19 protein-coding genes are annotated in these 19,490 nt (G+C 75.5%); 12 read left to right on the top strand and 7 right to left on the bottom strand.

Going from position 1 to position 19,490, the window contains the following annotated elements; genetic code table 11:
• Positions 1 to 89 precede the first annotated feature (89 nt).
• Together meaB and Q7T67_RS08050 are read left to right on the top strand one after the other, a co-directional pair.
• A complete protein-coding gene (meaB, locus tag Q7T67_RS08045; protein ID WP_304787836.1) occupies positions 90 to 1,097 on the top strand; it encodes a methylmalonyl Co-A mutase-associated GTPase MeaB in 1,008 nt (335 codons plus the stop codon).
• Between the two features lie 93 nt (positions 1,098 to 1,190).
• Positions 1,191 to 2,303: a type III polyketide synthase gene (locus tag Q7T67_RS08050; RefSeq protein ID WP_304787838.1), complete on the top strand. Its 1,113-nt coding sequence runs from the start codon at positions 1,191 to 1,193 to the stop codon at positions 2,301 to 2,303.
• 449 nt (positions 2,304 to 2,752) lie between these two features.
• Here the strand turns inward: Q7T67_RS08050 and Q7T67_RS08055 are convergent, their stop codons facing one another.
• Positions 2,753 to 3,481: a methyltransferase domain-containing protein gene (locus Q7T67_RS08055; RefSeq protein ID WP_304787840.1), complete on the bottom strand. Its 729-nt coding sequence runs from the start codon at positions 3,479 to 3,481 to the stop codon at positions 2,753 to 2,755.
• Positions 3,482 to 3,504: 23 nt separating this feature from the next.
• Between Q7T67_RS08055 and Q7T67_RS08060 the strand changes: the two genes are divergently transcribed.
• Together Q7T67_RS08060 and Q7T67_RS08065 are read left to right on the top strand one after the other, a co-directional pair.
• The gene (locus tag Q7T67_RS08060; RefSeq protein WP_304787842.1) at positions 3,505 to 5,307 is read left to right on the top strand and encodes an FAD-dependent monooxygenase; all 1,803 of its coding nucleotides are present in this window, start codon (positions 3,505 to 3,507) and stop codon (positions 5,305 to 5,307) included.
• 33 nt (positions 5,308 to 5,340) lie between these two features.
• Positions 5,341 to 5,691 (top strand): VOC family protein, encoded by a 351-nt coding sequence (locus Q7T67_RS08065; protein ID WP_304787845.1) that lies wholly within the window; start codon positions 5,341 to 5,343, stop codon positions 5,689 to 5,691.
• A 235-nt stretch (positions 5,692 to 5,926) separates the two neighbouring features.
• On the opposite strand, the gene Q7T67_RS08070 is transcribed toward Q7T67_RS08065, so the two are convergent.
• Both Q7T67_RS08070 and Q7T67_RS08075 read right to left on the bottom strand, forming a co-directional pair.
• Positions 5,927 to 6,472 carry a hypothetical protein gene (locus Q7T67_RS08070; RefSeq protein ID WP_304787847.1) on the bottom strand — a complete coding sequence of 182 codons (546 nt, stop codon included), beginning with the start codon at positions 6,470 to 6,472 and terminating at the stop codon, positions 5,927 to 5,929.
• Positions 6,473 to 6,734: 262 nt separating this feature from the next.
• Entirely contained in the window at positions 6,735 to 7,136 is a 402-nt protein-coding gene (locus tag Q7T67_RS08075) for a hypothetical protein (protein WP_304787848.1), read from the bottom strand.
• A gap of 189 nt (positions 7,137 to 7,325) precedes the next feature.
• On the opposite strand from Q7T67_RS08075, the gene Q7T67_RS08080 reads away from it, so the two are divergent.
• Together Q7T67_RS08080 and Q7T67_RS08085 are read left to right on the top strand one after the other, a co-directional pair.
• Complete coding sequence (locus Q7T67_RS08080) at positions 7,326 to 7,616, top strand: hypothetical protein (RefSeq protein ID WP_304787851.1); 291 nt, start codon at positions 7,326 to 7,328, stop codon at positions 7,614 to 7,616.
• Positions 7,617 to 7,692: 76 nt separating this feature from the next.
• Complete coding sequence (locus Q7T67_RS08085; protein ID WP_304787853.1) at positions 7,693 to 8,493, top strand: type 1 glutamine amidotransferase domain-containing protein; 801 nt, start codon at positions 7,693 to 7,695, stop codon at positions 8,491 to 8,493.
• An 81-nt stretch (positions 8,494 to 8,574) separates the two neighbouring features.
• On the opposite strand, the gene hisD is transcribed toward Q7T67_RS08085, so the two are convergent.
• Complete coding sequence (hisD, locus tag Q7T67_RS08090; protein ID WP_304787855.1) at positions 8,575 to 9,900, bottom strand: histidinol dehydrogenase; 1,326 nt, start codon at positions 9,898 to 9,900, stop codon at positions 8,575 to 8,577.
• Between the two features lie 71 nt (positions 9,901 to 9,971).
• Here hisD and Q7T67_RS08095 point away from each other — a divergent pair, with 71 nt between their 5' ends.
• A complete protein-coding gene (locus Q7T67_RS08095; protein WP_304787857.1) occupies positions 9,972 to 10,886 on the top strand; it encodes a LysR family transcriptional regulator in 915 nt (304 codons plus the stop codon).
• A gap of 13 nt (positions 10,887 to 10,899) precedes the next feature.
• Here Q7T67_RS08095 and Q7T67_RS08100 read toward each other — a convergent pair whose 3' ends face one another.
• From Q7T67_RS08100 to Q7T67_RS08110, 3 genes are all read right to left on the bottom strand, one after another.
• Positions 10,900 to 11,745 (bottom strand): nitrilase-related carbon-nitrogen hydrolase, encoded by an 846-nt coding sequence (locus Q7T67_RS08100; protein ID WP_304787859.1) that lies wholly within the window; start codon positions 11,743 to 11,745, stop codon positions 10,900 to 10,902.
• 127 nt (positions 11,746 to 11,872) lie between these two features.
• Positions 11,873 to 13,393, bottom strand: coding sequence for an APC family permease (locus Q7T67_RS08105; protein WP_304787862.1), 1,521 nt, complete (start codon positions 13,391 to 13,393; stop codon positions 11,873 to 11,875).
• A 215-nt stretch (positions 13,394 to 13,608) separates the two neighbouring features.
• Positions 13,609 to 14,220, bottom strand: a complete 612-nt coding sequence (locus Q7T67_RS08110) for a LysE/ArgO family amino acid transporter (protein WP_304787864.1) — start codon at positions 14,218 to 14,220, stop codon at positions 13,609 to 13,611.
• Between the two features lie 72 nt (positions 14,221 to 14,292).
• Here Q7T67_RS08110 and Q7T67_RS08115 point away from each other — a divergent pair, with 72 nt between their 5' ends.
• The 5 genes from Q7T67_RS08115 (at position 14,293) to Q7T67_RS08135 (ending at position 19,461) form a co-directional block, all read left to right on the top strand.
• On the top strand, positions 14,293 to 15,168 hold the full coding sequence (locus tag Q7T67_RS08115) for a LysR family transcriptional regulator ArgP (RefSeq protein ID WP_304787867.1): 876 nt from the start codon (positions 14,293 to 14,295) through the stop codon (positions 15,166 to 15,168).
• Positions 15,169 to 15,354: 186 nt separating this feature from the next.
• A complete protein-coding gene (locus tag Q7T67_RS08120; protein ID WP_304787869.1) occupies positions 15,355 to 16,224 on the top strand; it encodes an ABC transporter substrate-binding protein in 870 nt (289 codons plus the stop codon).
• Between the two features lie 27 nt (positions 16,225 to 16,251).
• Complete coding sequence (locus tag Q7T67_RS08125; RefSeq protein ID WP_304787871.1) at positions 16,252 to 17,190, top strand: amino acid ABC transporter permease; 939 nt, start codon at positions 16,252 to 16,254, stop codon at positions 17,188 to 17,190.
• A complete protein-coding gene (locus Q7T67_RS08130) occupies positions 17,190 to 18,023 on the top strand; it encodes an amino acid ABC transporter ATP-binding protein (protein WP_304787872.1) in 834 nt (277 codons plus the stop codon). The genes Q7T67_RS08125 and Q7T67_RS08130 overlap by 1 nt, the downstream gene beginning before the upstream one ends.
• A 58-nt stretch (positions 18,024 to 18,081) precedes the next feature.
• Positions 18,082 to 19,461 carry a triacylglycerol lipase gene (locus tag Q7T67_RS08135; protein WP_304787874.1) on the top strand — a complete coding sequence of 460 codons (1,380 nt, stop codon included), beginning with the start codon at positions 18,082 to 18,084 and terminating at the stop codon, positions 19,459 to 19,461.
• The last annotated feature ends 29 nt before the right edge of the window (positions 19,462 to 19,490 follow it).

Here is a 19,490-nt window from a genome sequence, read left to right on the forward strand (position 1 = left end):
GGCGCGGGGCGGGCAGCGACGGTCCCGCCGTCCGCCCCGCGGGCCGCGGCCCCGCGTGCGTCGGCCCCGCCGGTTAGCGTCCGCGACCCATGGCCCGCCCGCGTCCCACCGTCGACGAGCTCGAGGCCGGCCTGCAGGCCGGCAACAGGGCGATCCTCTCGCGCGCGATCACGCTGGCCGAGAGTCGGCTGGCGACCGACCGCGAGCTCGCCCAGGAGGTCATGGCGCGCCTGCTGCCCAAGACCGGGGCGGCCCGGCGGATCGGGCTGACGGGCGTCCCGGGCGCGGGCAAGTCGACGACGATCGAGGCGCTCGGCGTGTGGCTCGTCGAGCGCGGCCACAAGGTCGCCGTCCTCGCGATCGACCCGTCGTCCACGCGGCAGGGCGGCTCGATCCTCGGCGACAAGACGCGGATGCAGCGCCTCTCCGCCCTGGACGACGCGTACATCCGCCCGTCGCCGACCTCGGGCGTGCTCGGCGGCGTCGCGCGGCGCACCCGCGAGGCGATGGTGCTCTGCGAGGCCGCCGGGTTCGACGTGATCATCGTCGAGTCCGTCGGCGTCGGCCAGAGCGAGGCGGAGCTCGCCGACCTCGTCGACTGCGTCCTGCTGCTCCTCGTCCCGGGCGCCGGCGACGAGCTGCAGGGCATCAAGCGCGGCATCGTCGAGGTCGCCGACCTGATCGTCGTCAACAAGGCCGACGGCGACGCGGTCCGCGCCGCCAAGCGCGCCGCGGGCGACTATCGCCACGCGCTGCGGATGCTGCCCGAGGCCACCCCGGGCTGGAAGACCCCGGTGCTCACCGCCAGCGCCGAGCAGGGCGTCGGCCTTGCCGAGATGTGGGACACCGTCGAGCAACACCGCTCCAACATGGAGGCGTCGGGCCAGCTCGAGCGCCGGCGCGCCGACCAGCAGCTCGGCTGGTTGCGCCAGCAGGTCGAGGAGGTCGTCCTCGCCGCCTTCCACGGCCGGCCGGGCGTGAAGGACGCGCTGACCAAGGCCCGCGAGTCCGTCACGAACGCCACCGCGACCGTGCCCCAGGCGGCGGCCCGGGTGCTGGCGGCGGGCTTCGGGGCGGACGCGCCGACGGTGGAGTAGCCCGCGGCGGAGGGGCCCCGCAGACCCTCCGTGCGCGGTCCCACGCCCGAAGTGCGTTCACGGGGGCCCTCGTAGGGGCATCATGGGGGGACGATGGACTTCCCCGCCGCCACCAGCTCCGCGGCGCCCGCCGTCCTCGCCGCCGCCGCCCCGCGCACCCTGGCGGTCCCCGTCGTCGTGGGCATCGGCACCGCCCTGCCGCCCGACCGCGGGCAGCGGGAGATCTGGGACACGTTCTTCGGTGAGCACTACGGCAACCGCGCGGCGCCCGAGCAGATCTTCATGAACAGCGGCGTCGACACCCGTCACGCGGCGGTCGACCCGCGGATCGAGGACGTCGCGAACTGGGGCACGGAGCAGCGCATGAAGCGCTTCCTCGAGGAGGCGATGCCGCTGGGCCGCGCCGCGATCGAGGCGTGCCTGGAGGACGCCGGCATCGCCCCCGCCGACGTCGGCCAGCTGACGGTCGTGTCGTGCACCGGCTACGCGACCCCCGGCCTCGACGTCCTGCTGGCCCGCGAGCTGGGCCTGGGCCTCGACGCGCAGCGCCTGCACATCGGCCACATGGGCTGCTACGCCGCGGTTCCCGGGCTGGCGACCGTCGCCGACGGCGTCGCAGCGCGCGGCCGGGTCTCGATCATGCTCTGCCTCGAGCTGACGTCGCTGCACGTCCAGCCGCCGACGCGCGACCTGGAGCAGGTCGTCGCGCACGCGCTGTTCTCCGACGCCGCGACCGCCGTCGCCGTCGCGCCGGACGCCGCCGCGGGCCTCGAGGTCGTCGACGTCGTCGCCCGGACGGACACGGACCACCGCGAGAAGATGCGCTGGGACGTCACCGACCAGGGCTTCCGGATGGCGCTCTCGTCCAAGGTGCCCGTCGTCCTCGAGCAGCACGTCGAGGGCGTCGTCGAGGAGCTCCTGGCCCCGCGCGGCCTGACCGCCGCCGACGTGCGCGGCTGGGCCGTCCACCCCGGCGGCCCGAAGATCATCGACGTCGTCCGCGACCGGCTCGGCCTGCAGGAGGACGACGTCCGCGAGTCCCGCGGGGTTCTGCGCGACCACGGCAACTGCTCGTCGGCCACCGCGCTCCTCGTGCTGGACCGGATCCGCCAGGGCCGCGAGCTGCGCGCCGGCGACCCGGTGATCCTCATGGCCTTCGGTCCGGGCCTGACGCTCTACGCCGCGCTGCTGCGGGTCCGCGGCTGAGGGCGGGCGGGCGGCGCGCGGTGCGGCCGGGCGGGCGACGCACGTCCGTGCCGTCGGGCGGCACCTTGCTGCGTCGGTGGCGGTCCGCCGCGGGGCGATGTGGCTTCGTGCCGTCAGACGGCACCTTGCTGCATCGGTCGCCGTTCGCCGCGGGGCGATGTGGCTTCGTGCCGTCAGGCGTCACGTTGCTGCATCGGTGGCGGTCCGCCGCGGGGCGATGTGGCTTCGTGCCGTCAGGCGTCACGTTCCTGCATCGGTCGCCGTCCGCCGCGGGGCGATGCGGCTTCGTGCCGTCAGACGACACCTTCCTGCATCGGTCGCCGTCCCCCGCGGGGCGATGCGGCTTCGTGCCGTCAGGCGGCACGTTCCTGCATCGGTGGCGGTCCGTCGCGGGGCGATGCGGCTTCGTGCCGTCAGGCGACACGTTCCTGCGTCGGTGGCCGTGCCGGTCAGGACGCAGCGTTCGCCTTGACCCCGACGCCCTGGTACACGGTGGCCAGCGACCGGGTGCGGACCATCTCCACCGTCGTCCGGCGCCCGAGCGCGAACGCCGCGAAGCGCAGCGGCTGCGGCCGGATGCCGTGCACGTCGAGGTCGACCCCGCCCGCGGCGCAGAGGCGCTGCAGCCGACGCGGATCGACGAACAGGGCCGGGTCGTGGCAGGCCGGAGGCGGTCCCCCGTGGACGCGCTCGCCGAGGGTGACCAGCACGATCCGCGCCAACAGCGTGTCGTTGATCGTGTCGCAGACGAACGTGCCGCCCGGCCGCAGGACGCGCAGCGCCTCGGCGACCGTCCCGTCCAGGTCGGTGACGTGCTCGAGGATCTCACCGGCGACCACCACGTCGAACGACGCGTCGTCGAAGGGCAGGTCCGCCGCGTCGGCCTTGACCGCCTCGATCCCGTGGTCCGCGGCGACCGCCAGACCGGCGTCGGAGAGGTCGACGCCGACGTGCTCGTAGCCGTGGACGTGCGGCGCGAGCAGGCCGCCGCCGCATCCGACGTCGAGCAACCTGCCACCCTCCGGCGGTGCGGCGGGGACGAGCCTCGCGCGCGACCGGGCCAACCAGTGCAGCGAGCAGAACGGCCCGAACGGGTCCCACCACGTGTGCGCGAGGTCGTCGTACTGCCGCAGGTCGTTGCGCGCGCGGCGGGGGACGGACGGCGACTGGCGGGGCACCCGCCGAGCGTACCGAGGGGTCGATGAGCGGTCCGCCCGTCGTGCCGGGGGACGACCCCGCGGCCGGGTCCCGGCTCCCCGTCGTGCCGGACGACGATGTCGCGGCCGGGTCCCGGCTCCCCGTCGTGGTCGTCGGCCTCGGCCCCGTCGGCGCCACCGTCGCGCTGCTGGTCGCCCGGGCCGGGGTGCCGGTCGTGGCGATCGAGCGCGACGTCGAGGTGTACCCCCACCCGCGCGCGGTGGCCCTCGACGACGACGCGCTGCGCGTGCTCCAGGCCGCGGGGATCCGCGACGGCGAGGGCCTCGACGTCCTTCCCGGCGGGACCGTGCGGATCCGCGGCCGTGGCGGCAGGTCCCTCGTCGAGCTCGGACCGCCCCCGACGACGACGGGCCATCCCGGCCTCGCGTTCTTCCGTCAGCCCCAGCTCGAGCGGGTCCTCCGCGAGCGCCTCGAGGCCGAGCCGCTGGTGGACCTGCGCCTCGGCACGACGGTCCTCGGGGTGGACGCGCCGGGTGGGGCGGGGCACACGTCGGGCGGGGCGGGGCACGACGCCGTCCTGCGGATCGCCGGGCCCGACGGGACCGCGTCGGAGCTGCGGGCGCCGTGGGTCCTCGCGTGCGACGGCGGCCGCAGCGCGATCCGGACCGCGCTGGGGATCCCGCTGCGCGGGACCTCGTCGCCGTCGCGCTGGCTCGTCGTGGACACGGACGCGGTGGTGGGCGCGACCGACCGGTCGACGGCGCCCGCCACGTCGACGGGAGCCGCCGGCTCGACCGGGACCGCCACGTCGGACCCGACCCCGTCGACCCCCTCCGCCACGTCCACCGGCGCGCCGGCTCCGCCTCCCGACCGGCGCGGCCCGTTCGCGCCCGCCGACTTCGAGTTCGGGGCCGACCCGCACGGGCCCTGGGTGCACGGGCCGCTCCCCGGCGGTGCGCACCGCTGGGAGTTCCTGCTGCCCCCGACCGCGGACCGCGGCGATCCCGAGGACCCCGTGGCGGTCCGCGCGCTGCTCGCCCGGCGGTCCCCCGGCGCGGTCCCCGAGGTGCGACGGGCGGCGGTCTACGCGTTCCACGCACGGGTCGCCGCCCGGTGGCGGGTCGGCCGGGTGCTGCTGCTGGGCGACGCCGCGCACCTGTCGCCGCCGTTCGCCGGCCAGGGCCTCTGCGCCGGCCTGCGCGACGCCGGCAACGTGGCCTGGAAGGTCGCGGCCGCCTGGTCGGGCACCGCCGACGAGTCCCTGCTCGACACCTACGCGCGCGAGCGGCTGCCGCACGTCGTCCGCACCACGGCCCTGGCCGTCGCACTGGGCCTGATCGTCGAGCTGCGTCGCACCCGGGCCGCCCGGGTCCGCGACGCGGTGCTCAGACGCGTGGCCGGGACGCGACCGGTCCGCCGGTGGATCGCCGGCGGCGGCTGGCGCCCCCCGTCGACCCTGGGCGGCGGCCTCCTCGCGCGCTCGCGGGCGCATCGCCACCGGGCGGGCGAGGCGCTGCCGCAGCGCCGGGTGCCGACGCAGGGCGAGGCGCCCTCGCGGGTCGACGTGCCGCACGTCGAGCGGCAGCCGCCCCTCGACGACCTCCTGCCGCGGGGGTGGGTCGTGCTCGGTGCCGCGGACGCCGGAGCGCTCGTCGGGCACGGAGCCTCCGCGGTCCCGTGGCCGACGCTCCCCGGCACCGGCGACCTCCGCCGATGGCTCGCCCCGGCCGACGTCGCCCTGGTGCGTCCCGACCGGGTCGTCTTCGGGACCGCCACCACGGGGGAGCTCGGGGCGCTTCTGACCGATGCCGGGCGGACCGCGGCGTTCGGGTCGCATCGGGGCTGACCCGCGGTCCCGGGTCGCCGCTACGGTGCGCCCATGCCCCTCTCCCGTGCCGTGCCGATCCTGACGGTCGCGGACCTCCGCGCGGCCGTGGAGACCTACCGGTCGGTGCTCGGGGTCGAGGTGCTGATGGACCACGGGTGGATCGTCACGCTCGGGACGCCCGGCGGCTCGGCGCAGATCAGCCTGATGACGACGGACGAGACCGCGCCCGTGACACCGACCGCCTCGCTGCAGGTCGACGACGTGGACGCCGCCCACGAGCAGGCGGTCGCGGCGGGGCTCGAGATCGTCCACCCGCTCACCGACGAGCCGTGGGGAGTGCGCCGGTTCTTCCTCCGCGACGCCGCCGGCAACGTGGTCAACGTCCTGTCGCACGGCGGCTGAGCGGCCCCTCCGGCGGTCCCGTCGCCCTGAACGCGGAAGACCGGGCGCTGCTCGACACCGAGCAGCCCGCAGTCGACCCGCGGACGGGCGGGACGACGGACCCGCGGGCGGGCGGGCGGGCGGGCGGGGCGACGGACCCGCGGGTGGGCGGGGCGACGGACGCGCCGGATGGCCGACCGCGAGCGTCGACCGGCGACCGCGGCGGCCGGCGCGCCGCCCGCCCCAGGTGGAGTTCCTAGGGCAGGCGCGCGTGCCGGCGCTCGCCGCCGGCGGTCCACGACAGCCTCGTCGCGGTGGCCCGCAGCTTGTACGCCTCACCGGCCGACGCCGGCGCGAGCAGGTGGTCGCCGTCATGGTCGAGGACGTGGACGCCGAGCGCCCTCGTCGCCCAGGCGATGCGGGCATGGGAGAGGAGCTGGAGCTGGTCCTCGCGCGGGGCCCGGTGCTCGCGCGAGCCCAGCCTGCCGGTGTCCCGGAGCACCTCCCCGGTCCGCCCGTCGATCACGACGAACTCGTCGGTCGAGGCCGCGTCGCCGATCTCGGTGGTCCGGTAGGCGACGTCGGAGCCCCGGACCCGGAAGGACACCGTGAGGCGGTCGGGGCCGGAGGTCGCGCCGGTGCTGTCCCGGGCGAACCGGTGGAGCACGCCGTCCCGGCGGCGGCACGCGTAGTGGTACGCGCCGGTCCCGGACTTCGTCGCGGCGAACACCTCGACGGTGCTCGACCGCCCGACGCGGACGAACGTGCCGCCCGCGTCGGTGCGCGCGGCCGCCGCGCGCACGTGGGCCGCGCAGCTCGTGGAGCGGGAGGCCTGCGCCGGCGCTCCGGCGAGGACGGCGACGAGGGCGAGGGCGGCGAGCGCCGGTACCGCCGCGAGGCGCGGCGGGCGGGCGGGGACGACGGGGGATCATGCGAGCTCCTGGGGTGTGGGGGACGGACCGGGCCGACGCCCGGTCTGCCTCGGGGACGCTCCGTCGACGCCGTTCGCACGCCCCTTCGGCGAGTTGGCGCGTCGGCGTTCGCGGCGGGCTGCGGGGGTCCGGTCAGCCCCGCGGGCGATCGCGACCGGGCCGCGGCCGGATGCGTCCGAAGCGCCGTCGACGCGACGACGGCTCCACCTCGTACCGGCCCGGACACGCGAGCCACCCCTCCGGCACCCGGATCTTCCGACGGCAGCGGTCCCCGACGGCGACGCCGAGGTCGTCGGGCGTGGGACGGTGCCGGCAGAAGACGAAGCCGCACCGCAGCGACGTCGGTGCGCCGGCGTGGCCATCGCCCGCGGTCCCCGGGGCGTCGACGCGGGCGGGAGGACGCACGCCCTCGAGGTCCGGCAGCGGCAACGCCGGCGCGGTGGTGACCAGGTCGTCCTCCAGCACGTGGACCTCGACCCCCGCCGGCGCGGCGGCGACGGCGACGCCGCGCACGCGCTTCCCGTGACCCGCCACGACGCGGATTGTCACGCAGCCCGGGCGCGGCGCCCCGGGGACCACGGACAGCACGCCCGCCATCCGACGGACCTGGTCTTCGAAGGATGGGCGATCGTCGGTCACGGCGGCTCCGGCAGAACGGTAGGCGATGCCGCGGCGTGGGCCGGGCGGTTCGCGGCGCCCGGCCCCGGGGTACGGCGGAGCACCATGGCGAAGACGACCGTCGAGTTCGAGTCCCACCGCACGCCGGAGGCCGCGCTGGAGGCGTTCGCGGCGCTGGCCGGGGAGCGCGGCTGGCGCGTCCTCGAGCGCTCCGAGGGCAGCGTCGTGGCCAAGCGGCCGATCAACCTCAAGACGTGGGGCGACCGCATCACCGTCGGGGCCCGCCCGGGCGCGGGCGCGGGCTCCGTCGTCCACGTGCTCGTCTCGTCGTGGCAGCTCGTCGACTGGGGTGCGGGGAAGGGCCTCGCCGAGGAGGTCCGCCGGCGGGTCGCCTGAGGGCGGCGCCTCCGACGCGCCCGTCCGCCGTTGCTACCGTCGGAGACCCGCCGATCCCGGCCCCGGAAGGACCCGCATGAGCACCCCGCAGACCCCCACGCACCAGGTCCTGATCCTGCTCACCGGCGCCGACGAGTGGACCCTCGTCGACGGCTCGAAGCACCCCACCGGCTTCTGGGCCGACGAGCTCGTCGCGCCGCACCGCGTCTTCCGCGCCGCCGGCTGGGACGTCACGATCGCGACCCCCGGCGGCGTGACGCCCCCGCTGGACGAGGGCAGCCTCGAGCCCGGCTCGGCCGGCGGCGACGCCGCCGCGGCCGACCAGCGCGCCTACCTCGAGGGCATCCAGGACGAGCTGTCGGCGGCCGTCCCGATCGAGGACGTCGACCCGCGGCCCTTCGACGTCGTCTTCGTCCCCGGAGGCCACGGCCCGATGGAGGACCTGGCCGTCCACGCCCCGACCGGCCGGCTGCTGACCGCCATGCTCGACGACGACATGAAGCTCGTCGCCGCCGTCTGTCACGGGCCGGCCGCGCTGCTGGCCGCCAAGCGCGCCGACGGCTCGTGGCCGTTCGCCGGCCGCACGCTCACCGGCTTCACGAACGAGGAGGAGCACCAGGCCGGCCTCGGCGAGATCGCGACCTGGCTGCTCGAGGACCGCCTGCGCGACGGCGGCACGTCGTTCGAGTACGGCGAGCCGTGGGCGTCGTTCCTCGTCGAGGACAAGAACCTCCACACGGGCCAGAACCCGGCCTCCGCCGGTCCGCTCGCCGAGCGCCTGATCGAGATCGTCGTCGCGCGCGACGACGCGGCCGTCGAGGCGGCCGCGCAGGCGCTGGCGGAGGCCGAGGCCGACGGCGGAGCCGCCGCGAGCTGAGTCCCGGGGCGGGGACGCGGCCGACCGGCCGCGGTGTCGCGGGCAGCGTCGCGGTCGGACCCCCGACCCGCGACCGCCGTCCTACCCCAGCCGCTCGAGCCGCTTGGTCGCCGTCGCCTCGTGCGCCGGCATCAGGTCGGCGCGCGAGATCTCGGCGACGTGCGGGGCGACGGCGCGGACGCCCTCGTCGGAGTCGATCCGCTGGTAGGTCAACGTCTTGACGAACTTGGCGACGGAGAGGCCGCCGGTGTAGCGCGCGGCGCGTCCCGTCGGCAGCGTGTGGTTCGTGCCGATGAACTTGTCGGAGAACGCGACGGTCGCCCGCGCGCCGACGAACAGCGAGCCGTAGTTCTTCAGCCGGTCGAAGTACCAGTCGTCCTCGGCCGTCTGGACCTCGAGGTGCTCGGCGGCCCACTCGTCGGAGAGCCGCGCGGCCTCCTCGCGGTCCGCGGCGACGACGACCGCGCCGACGTCCTCCCACGCCCGGCGGGGCACCTCGTCGCCGGGCATCCCGGCGGGCGACACGAGCGCGAGCACGTCGAGCTGCCGATCGATCTCGGCGAGGACCGCCTGGCCCAGCGTCTCCGAGGTCGTGATCAGGAGCGCCGGCGAGTTCGGACCGTGCTCCGCCTGCGCGAGCAGGTCGGCGGCGACGAGCTCGGGATCCGCGCTGTCGTCGGCGATGATCGCGACCTCCGACGGCCCGGCGAGCAGGTCGATGCCGACGCGGCCGAAGAGCTGGCGCTTGGCCTCGGCGACGAACGCGTTGCCGGGCCCGGCGAGGACGTCGACCGGCCCGATGCCGTCGATCCCGAAGGCCATCGCGGCGAGGGCCTGCACGCCGCCGAGGGCGACGATGCGGTCGGCGCCGGACGTGGCGATCGAGTGCAGGACCGGCGCGTGGATGCCGGCCCCGGCGCGCGGCGGCGAGCACGCCACGACGGTCCCGACGCCGGCGACCTTCGGCACGAGGACGGTCATGAACGCCGACGCCAGCATCGGCACCCGGCCGCTGGGGACGTAGGCGCCCGACGCGGCGACCGGCACCTGCTTCTGGCCCAGGTGGACGCCCGGGAACGTCTCGGTCTCGAAGTCGGTGAGCGAGTCGCGCTGGAGCTGTGCGAAGGATCGGACCTGCTCCTGGGCCAGGGCGATCGACGCGCGCAGGTCGTCGCTCAGCGAGGCGGTGGCCGCCGCGACGTCGGCGTCCGTCACGTCGAAGCTTTCGGGGTCCCAGCCGTCGAGGTCGCGGGAGTACTCCCGGATCGCGTCCATCCCGTCCCGCTCGATCCGCAGCAGCATCTCGGAGACGCGGTCGCGGACGGCGGAATCCGGGCCCGAGGCGGGCGTCGCAGCGGTCGGGCGCTTGAGGTAGCGGGGGCCGCCGGAGAGCACTGGTGTGGCCATGGGATCGACGGTAGAGCCGCCCCGATGTACCGTCCAGACCTGGACTGCCTGGGCGACCCGAAGGCACAACCTTGACGTTGCAGCAGCTGACCTACTTCATCGCGACCGCCGAGCACGGATCGTTCAACGCCGCCGCCCGCGCGCTGTTCTGCAGCCAGCCGGCGGTCTCCGATCCCGTGCGCAAGCTCGAGTCCGAGCTCGGCGTCGAGCTCTTCGTGCGCCAGGGCCGCGGCCTCGCCCTCACGAGCGCGGGACGCACCTTCCTCGGGCACGCCCGCGCGGTCGTGGACACCGCCGACGAGGCGGCGGCGTCGGTCGGCCGCGGCAGCTTCCGCCGGCCGGAGCGCGTCGCGATGGGCACCTTCCGCAACGCGCCGTACTACCTCGTCGCGGAGCTGGCCGCGTCGTTCCTGGAGCACAACCCGCAGGCGAGACTGCGGCTACCGGGGCACAACTCCGCCGCCGTGGCGGCCGCCGTCCGCGCCGGGGAGCTCGAGGCCGGACTGGTCGGGCTGCCCGTCGAGGACCGCGGTCTGCTGGTGCGCCCGCTCTTCCGGGACGAGGTCCTCTTCGTCAGCGCCGACCCGGCCCGCACCGCCGATCCGGTGAGCATCGAGGCGTTCGTCTCCGGGCCGCTGGCGCTCTACGACGCGGGCTTCGGGATCGAGGACCCCACGCGCCGGCAGGTCGCCTCGCGCGCCCAGCGGGCGGGTCTGACCCTCGACCCGCGCTTCGACGTCGAGCACGTCGAGACCGCCCTGCAGCTCACCGCCGCGGGCCTGGCGCACACGATGGCCGCCCGCTCGGTCACCCTCGACCGCGCGTTCCCGCCGACCCTGCACGCCGTCGGCTTCGCGGACCCGCTGTACGACACCTTCGCCCTCGTGACGCGCGCGTCGGGCGTCGTCTCGTCGGGCACGCAGCGGCTGCTGGACCTCGTCGACGACTGGGCCGCCGACGTCCGCCGCCACCTCCAGGAGCACTGAGGCTCCGGCCGGCTCAGTCCCCGTCCGCCGCCCGCGCCGTCCGCGGCGCGACGATCGACCCGTAGAGCTCCGGTCGGCGGTCGCCGTGGAGGTCCGCGTGCTCGGTCAGGCGCTTGGACCGCGTGGGCTCCAGGTCGACGTCGGCCAGCAGGAGGCCGGCGTCCGCGCGCTCGGCGACGACCCATCCGTCGGCGTCGATGATCGACGTCCCCGAGTTCCACTCCTGGCCGCGCTCGACCCCGGCGCGGTCGCAGCAGGCGATCGCCATCCGGTTGACCCGCGCGGTGCCCATCCCCACGACGACCTCGGGCGCACGCTCCCCGTCGGGCCGCGGGACCAGCGGCCAGTTCGTCGGGACCGCGAGCAGCTCGCAGCCGGCGAGCGCCAGGCCGCGCGTCATCTCCGGGAACTCCATGTCGTAACAGACGACCACGCCGATCCGGCCGACCGCGGTGTCGACCACGACCGGCGCCTGCGCACCCGGCGAGAAGACGAGCTTCTCGCGGTCCCACAGGTGCGTCTTGCGGTAGACGGCGACGACGCCGGCCCGGTCCACGAGGGCCGCGCTGTTGAAGAGCGTCCCGTCGGGGCCGGCCTCGCAGAAGCCGCCGACGACGACCGCGCCGCCGCGCTCGGCCTCCGCCGACCACTCCCCGAACAGCTCGTGCTCGGGCGTGACGGCAACCCCGGCGGCCTCTTCCTTCGACGCGAACACGTACCCCGACGTCACGAGCTCGGGCAGGACGACGACCTGGGCGCCCGCGTCGACGGCCTCGCGGATCGCGGTACGCGCCTGAGCGCGGTTGTGGTCCAGGTCCGCGATCCGCGGCGCGAGCTGCTGGCAGGCGATGCGGGTCATCGGCCCGCGGACCTCCCGTGCGGGGCCCGGCGGCCGCCGACCGGCGACATCCGTGTCCCGGCCCCCAGGCGGCCGCAGGCGGACGACGTCGTCGTCCCGGCCGGCCGACCCTGCGCGTCCACCCGCCTCATCGCGCCACCGGCTCGCGGGGCGGGGCGGCGGCGACGGGCGCGGCCGCGGCCCGCTCGTCGGCCTCGGCACCCGAGGCGGCGAGACCGCTGCGCACGCGGCCCGCCAGCCCGGGGACGAACGCCACGATGGCGGCACCGACCACCAGGAACGCCAGGACGATCCAGGGGAAGCGGTCGTAGGGGGAGTCCACGCCGATCACGTTCTTGTAGATGGTGTAGCCGACGAAGAGGACGGCCGCGATCGGGACGACGACCTGCCACTTCGGCGTGGCGGCGGCCGTGACCTTCGACGGGCCGCCGTCGAGGAACAGGAACCGGATGGCGCCGAGGGTCGCCATCACGTAGGCGACGAGCAGGGCGATCGTGCCGACCGTCAGCGCGTAGAACGTCGCGTCGAGGACCGCGGAGCCCGCGATGCGCTGCGCGACGACGATAACCAGGACGACGGCGAGGACCACGCCGAGCGCGCCGGTCGGGGCGCCGTGCTTCGAGAGCCGGCCGACGCCGCCGGTGATCCCGGCGTCCCGGGCCAGCGCGTAGGTGATGCGCGCCGCGCCGTTGGCGGTGCCCAGCAGGATGGCGAAGAGGCTGAGCGTCGCGGCGAGGTTCAGCAGGTCCGCGAAGACGGAGCCGACGTAGTCCTTGGACAGCTCGCCGTACGCGGACTCGGTGTTGGTGAAGGCGGCGACGCCGGCCGCGTCCGTGCCGAACCCGAGCGTCTGCACGGCCATCGTCACGAGGTAGAAGACGCCGACGACCGCGATGGCGATCTTGATCGCGCGGGGGATCTCGCGCCGCGGGTTCTCCGTCTCCTCGCCGAGCGCCGCGGCGCCCTCGAAGCCGGCGAAGGCCAGGAAGCCGAAGACGGCCGCCGAGGCGATGGTGCTGAAGTCCGAGCCGCTGGGCAGCGACACGAAGTCGAGGTTGAGGTCCTGGTTCCCCGGCGCGTCGCCGGTCGCCAGGCGGACGACGATGACGACGCAGAGCACGAGCACGAGGAGCGCGCCGAGCAGCTCGACGCCGAGCAGGGCCTTCGTCACCCGGCCGATCTCGGTGAGCGACACGAGCCCGACGACGGCCAGGCCGATCAGCGGCAGGACGACCCAGTCGAGGTTCGAGATCAGGCCGACCCCGTCGAGGAACTCGCCGCCGAACAGGCCGATCTCGATGACCGACCCGGCGCCGATCGCCGTGTACGCCCCGACCAGCGCCCAGCCGGCGAGGAAGCCCGCGCGCGGGCCGAGGGTCACGCCGACCAGGGCGTAGACCGACCCGGTGTGGGAGACGTGGCGCGACAGCCGGACGAAGCCGTAGGCGACGAGCGAGATCCCGATCAGGGCGAAGACGAACGCGAGGAACGCCCCCTTGCCGAGGATGCCGACGGCGCCGGTGCCGAGGAGCGCCATGGCGCCGACGGGACCGACGAGCCCGACCGAGAAGGCGGCCGCGTCGGCCACCTTCAGCTCGCGGCGCAGGCCGGTGCCGGTCGCGGGTGGTGCTTGCGGAGTCACGGACATGCGGGTCTTCCGATTCGGGGCGGGGCCTGGTGTTCGCGAGCACGCTACGTCGGCGGCCCGGGCACGACCAGAGCCCCGTCGCCTGCGGGACCTCAAGCCACGGCCTTCATGTGCGCTCCGTCCACCAAGCGTGAGCCTGGTGCCGGGGGCGGTCCCGGGTCGCGTGACGACGGCGCCCGCGCCCCACCGGTCTCGGCCCGGTCGCCCGGCGCCGCTCACGCCCCCGTCAGCAGCATGGCCGCGATCGCCACCATGATCACCGCGACGGCCGCGTCGAGGAGACGCCACGCACCGGGTCGGGCGAAGACCGGGCGCAGGAGGGCGGCGCCCCGGCCGAGCACGGTGAACCACGTCGCGCTGCCGAGGATCGCCCCGGCGCCGAAGGCCCACCGTCCGTCGCCGTGCGCGTCGGCCACGGACCCGAGCAGCACGATCGTGTCGAGGTACACGTGCGGGTTCAGCCAGGTCAGCGCCATCACCGCCCCGAACGTCGCCGCCCGGCCGGCCCCGGGGCCGCCCGCGTCGGCGGTCAGCGCGGACGGGCGCCAGGCCCGCCTCGCGGCGAGCACCGCGTACCCGAGCAGGAACGCCGCCCCGGCGACGCGCACGACCGACTCCAGGCCCGGCGCCTCCTCGAGCACCGCGCCGGCCCCGGCGACCCCCGCGACGATCAGGACGGCGTCCGAGAGCGCGCACGTGAGGACGACGAGCAGCACGTGCTCGCCGCGCAGCCCCTGCCGCAGGACGAACGCGTTCTGCGCGCCGATCGCGACGATCAGGGAGAGCCCGAAGCCGAAGCCGGCGAGCACGGTGGGGAGGTCGAGCACGCGGCGGAGTCTGGGCCCCCGCGCGCATGCAGTCCAACGAATGATCCTGTGGAACCATTAGCGTGGCTGTCGATGTACGAGCCCCATCAGCTGGAGGCCCTGACGGCCGCCGTCACCGAGGGCACGTTCGAGGCGGCCGCGCGAGCGCTGCACGTGACGCCGTCGGCGATCAGCCAGCGGGTGCGGGCGCTCGAGACCGCGACGGGCCGGGTCCTGCTCGTCCGGACCAAGCCGGTGCGGGCGACGTCCTCCGGCGAGGTGCTCCTGCGGCTGGCGCGGCAGACCGCGCTGCTCTCCGCCGAGACCGCCGCCGAGCTCGGCGAGGCCGACGGGCCGACCACCCTGACCGTCGCGGTCAGCGCCGACGCGCTGGCCACCTGGGTGCTGCCCGCGCTCGCCCCGCTGGCCGACGGAACCTGCTTCCACCTGCTGCGCGAGGACGAGTCGTGGACGAGCGAGCTGCTGCGCGGAGGCGCCGCGGTCGCGGCGATCACGGCCGAGGCGCGGCCCGTCGCCGGCTGCGTCGTCACGCCCCTGGGCACCATGCGCTACCGGCCGATGGCCTCCCCCGCGTTCGCGGCGCGGTGGTTCCCCGACGGCCCGACCGCCCAGGCCCTGACCCGCGCGCCCGTCGTCGTCTTCGACCGCGTCGACGGCCTCCAGCACGACTGGCTGCGCGGCCGCGCAGGGGCCGACGCCGATCCGCCGTCGCACATGGTCCCGTCCTCCGCCGACTACGCCCGGGCCGTCCGCCTGGGCCTCGGGTGGGGCATGGTCATGGAGCTGCAGCTGGGCGACGACCCGGCCCTCCCCCTCGTCGAGCTCGCGCCCGGGGAGACCGTGGAGGTCCCGCTCTTCTGGCAGCAGTGGCGGCTGCGCACCCCGTCGCTGGACCGTCTGGCCGAGGCGATCACCGTCGCCGCGCGCACGGCCCTGGCGCCCGGCTGACCCGGCGGGGCGCCAGCGGGCCCGACGGACGACCTCCTCCACCGCCCGTCCACCGCCACCCGCGCGACGCCCGACACCGGGAATCGCCCGCGCTACCCTGAAGGGCCGAAACCGGACCGGACATCGGTTCCCGGCGCGCGGCAGCCCGCCGCCGCGTCCTCCGTCCGTCCCACGACCGAGCCTCCCATGCTGCTCTCACGCCTCCTCACCGTCGCCGCCCTCCTGCCCGTCCTGGCCCTCGCGGCCTGCGGCGAGCCGAAGGACGACGCCTCCTCCTCGTCCACCGCGACGACCACCGCGGCCTCGGCGGCGACCTGCCAGAAGGCGAACCTCGACCTCGTCGCGGGCGGCAAGCTGACCATCGGCACCGACAAGCCGGCCTACCCGCCGTACTTCGAGGACGACGACCCGACCAACGGCAAGGGCTTCGAGAGCGCCGTGGGCTACGCGATCGCCGACGAGCTCGGGTTCTCGAAGGACGAGGTCTCCTGGAAGACCGTCCCGTTCAACTCGGCGTACGCGCCCGGGAAGAAGACCTTCGACATCGACCTCAACCAGGTCTCGATCAGCGACGCCCGCAAGAAGGCCGTCGACTTCTCCTCCGCGTACTTCGAGGCGCCGCAGGCGGTCGTCGTGCCGAAGGGCTCGAAGCTGACGTCGGCCACGCTGGCCTCGCTGAAGGACGCGAAGCTCGGCGTGCAGATCGGCACCACGAGCCTGCAGGCGGTCACCTCGTCGATCGCCCCGTCGACGCAGCCGAAGGTCTACGACACGTCCAACGACGTCGTCACCGCGCTGAAGCAGGGCCAGGTCGACGCGGTCGTCGTCGACCTGCCGACCGCCTTCTACCTGACCGGTGCGCAGGTCGAGGGCTCCTCGATCCTCGGCCACTTCGACGCCCCGGGCGGCGACCGCTGGGGCGCCGTGCTCGCCAAGGGCTCGTCGCTGACCTCGTGCGTCTCCTTCGCCGTCGACGCGCTGCAGCAGTCCGGCGAGCTGCAGAAGATCAACGACCGCTGGCTCAGCGCGGGCGCCGACGCGCCCGTCCTGAAGTAGCGGCCGGACCGACGGGGCGGGGGCCGGATGGCGACGACAGGCGGGGCCGGCGGCCCCGGGACGGGTGGCGCGGGGGTCGACGGCCTCCCCGGTGACGGCTCGGGCGCGACCTCGGCGGACGGCGGACCCGTCCTCTCCCGGCAGGAGGTCCGCCGGGCCGCCAAGCGCCGGCGCTCCCTCCGCGACCGCCTGATCGCGGCGGTCGCGACCGTCGTCGTGATCGGCGGCCTGCTCGCGCTGCTGCTGACGAGCCCGGGGTGGCCCAACGTCCGCGACACGTTCTTCGACGTCGACCAGTTCCGCGAGCACTTCCCGGACGTCCTGGGCGGCTTCTGGCTCGACGTCAAGCTCTTCGTCGTGATCGAGATCGGGGTCCTGATCCTCGGGCTGCTGATCGCCCTCTCGCGCATCACGCGCGCCCCGATCCTCTTCCCGCTGCGCCTGCTGGCGACGGTGTTCACGGACGTCTTCCGCGGCGTCCCGACCGTGCTGCTGGTCTACCTCTTCGGCTTCGGCATCCCGGCGCTCGAGCTCTCCGGCCTGCCGACGAACCCGATGATCTGCGGCGGTCTCGCGCTCTGCTTCTCGTACTCCGCGTACGTCGCCGAGGTCTACCGCTCCGGCATCGACGGCGTCCATCCCGCCCAGCGCTCCGCGTCGCTGGCCCTCGGCCTGTCCGAGGCGCAGACCCTGCGCCACGTCGTCCTGCCCCAGGCGATCCGCCGCGTCGTGCCGCCGCTGCTCAACGACTTCGTCGCCCTGCAGAAGGACGTCGCGCTGCTGGGCATCGTCGGCGTCGTCGAGGCCTTCCGCCAGGCGCAGATCGCCGCCGCGGACCAGTTCAACTACACGCCGCTCCTGGCCGCGGCGGTCCTCTACCTGTGCGTGACGATCCCGATGGCGCGCGGCGTCGACGTGGTCCAGGCGCGCAGCCGCCGGCGGCGCGGCGCGGCGGGGGTGGCGTGATGAGCACGCCCGGCGAGGACGTCCCGGCCGGCCCGGGCAGCGCGACCACCCCCGACGGACCCCCGACCCGGACTGCCGGGGGCTCGTCCGTGCCCGTCATCGAGCTGCGCGGCGTCACGAAGGCCTACGGCGACACGCCCGTCCTGCGCGGGGTCGACCTGGCCGTGCACGAGCACCGCGCGGTCGTCCTCATCGGCGCGTCGGGGTCGGGCAAGTCGACGCTCCTGCGCTGCGCGGACCTGCTCGAGGAGATCGACGACGGCGACGTGCTGGTCGACGGCGAGGTCATCACGGAGCCCGGCGTGCGTCCGCTCGCGACGCGCCGGCGACTGGGGATGGTCTTCCAGGCCTTCAACCTGTTCCCGCACCTGACCGTGCTGGAGAACGTGACGCTCTCCCCCGTCCGCGTCCACGGCGTGACGAAGGCCGAGGCCCGGGACCGCGGTCGCGAGCTGCTCGCCCGCTTCGGGCTGGCCGGCCGCGAGGACGAGTACCCCGACCGCCTCTCGGGCGGCCAGCAGCAGCGCGTCGCCATCGTCCGCGCGATCGCCACCCGCCCCCGGGCCCTGCTGCTCGACGAGATCACCTCCGCCCTGGACCCGCTGCTCGTCGGCGAGGTCCTGGAGGTCGTCCGCGAGCTCAAGCGCGAGGGCATGACGATGGTCATCACCACGCACGAGATGCAGTTCGCCCGCGAGGTCGCCGACGAGGTCTGCTTCCTCCACGAGGGCCGCATCGTCGAGCGCGGCCCCGCGTCGGCGGTCCTCGGTGCCCCGCAGCAGGACGAGACCCGCCGCTTCCTCGCGCGGCTGCTGGACGCCCGGCAGGGTTGAGGGGCGCGGGGGGGCGACCCGCCCCCTCGACCCCCTACTCGCGGGTAGGCTCGCGTTCGTGCCTCGCCCGTCAGCCCGCCCAGCCCGCCCGGTCGCCCGCGTGCGCCGCCGCCTCGTCCTCGGCGCCGCGGTCCTCGGCGCGGCGCTTGCGCCCGCCGCCCCGGCCCTCGCCGCCGACTACGCCCCGGTCGACCAGCCGGGACCCGGACTCTCGCCGTCGCCGGCCGCGCTGGCCGCCGCGCTGAAGTGCGAGAGCACGGACGCCGCACTGGCGGCGGCACCGAACCCCGTCCTGTTCGTCCCGGCCACCGGCGTGACGCCCGAGCAGAACTACGACTGGAACTGGAAGCCCGCGCTGCGCAAGGCGGGGATCCCGTTCTGCACGATCGAGCTGCCCGAGCGCTCGCTGGCCGACATCCAGACCGCCGGCGAGTACGTGACGTACGCGATCCGCGAGGTCCACCGCCGGTCGGGTCGGAGGATCTCGCTGATCGGCCACAGCCAGGGCGGCATGGTCTTCCGCTGGGCGCTGCGCTTCTGGCCCGACACCCGGTCGATGGTCGACGACGCGATCGGCTTCGCCGGCAGCAACCACGGGTCCACCGCGCTCAGCGCCCTGCCGACCTGCGCGGCGCTCGGGTGCCCCGTCGCCAGCCTGCAGCAGGACGCGCGCTCGAAGTTCATCGCCGCGGTCAACAGCCGGCAGGAGACCTTCGCCGGGATCTCCTACACCAACATCCGCACCCGGTTCGACGAGGTCGTCACCCCGAGCGACGTCCAGGACCCGCGGACCGCGTCGTCGTCGCTGACCACCGGCGACGGGCGCATCACGAACGTCGCGATCCAGGACGTCTGCCCCGGTGACGTCAGCGAGCACCTGCTCGTCGGCACCACCTCGAACACCTCCTACGCCCTGGCGATGGACGCGCTGACCCACGACGGTCCGGCGGATCCCTCGCGCATCCCGCCGCTGACGTGCGCCGCGACGCTGATGCCGGGCGTCGACGCGACGAACCTCGAGGGCAACGTCACCGCCCTCGGCGCCCTGACCGGCCTGGCCAGCGTCGTCGGCGTCAACCTCGCGGGCGTCCCGGTCGTCAAGGAGGAGCCGGCGCTGAAGAGCTACGTCTTCGCGAAGGCCGCCACGCCCACGCCCGCCCCGGCGGCCGCCGCCAAGCCGCGGGCCCGCGTCCGCGTCACCCCCGGCCGCGTCCGCGCGGGCCGCACGACGACGCTCAGGATCCGCACCACGACGACGGCCGGCAAGACCTTGGGCCGGGTCCGCGTCCGGGTCCTCGGCCGCACGGTCACGACGAACGCGAAGGGCCGCGCGACGGTCCGCGTCCGCCCGTCGAAGGCGGGCCTCGTCACGGCCCGCGCCACGAAGTCCGGCGTGCGCTCGGGCACGAAGCGCGTGCGCGTGCTGCGGGCGCGCTGAGCCGGGCGGGGCGCCGCACCGGTGCCGGG

It is taken from the genome of Patulibacter sp., from assembly GCF_030655195.1.
Classification (GTDB): domain Bacteria; phylum Actinomycetota; class Thermoleophilia; order Solirubrobacterales; family Solirubrobacteraceae; genus Patulibacter.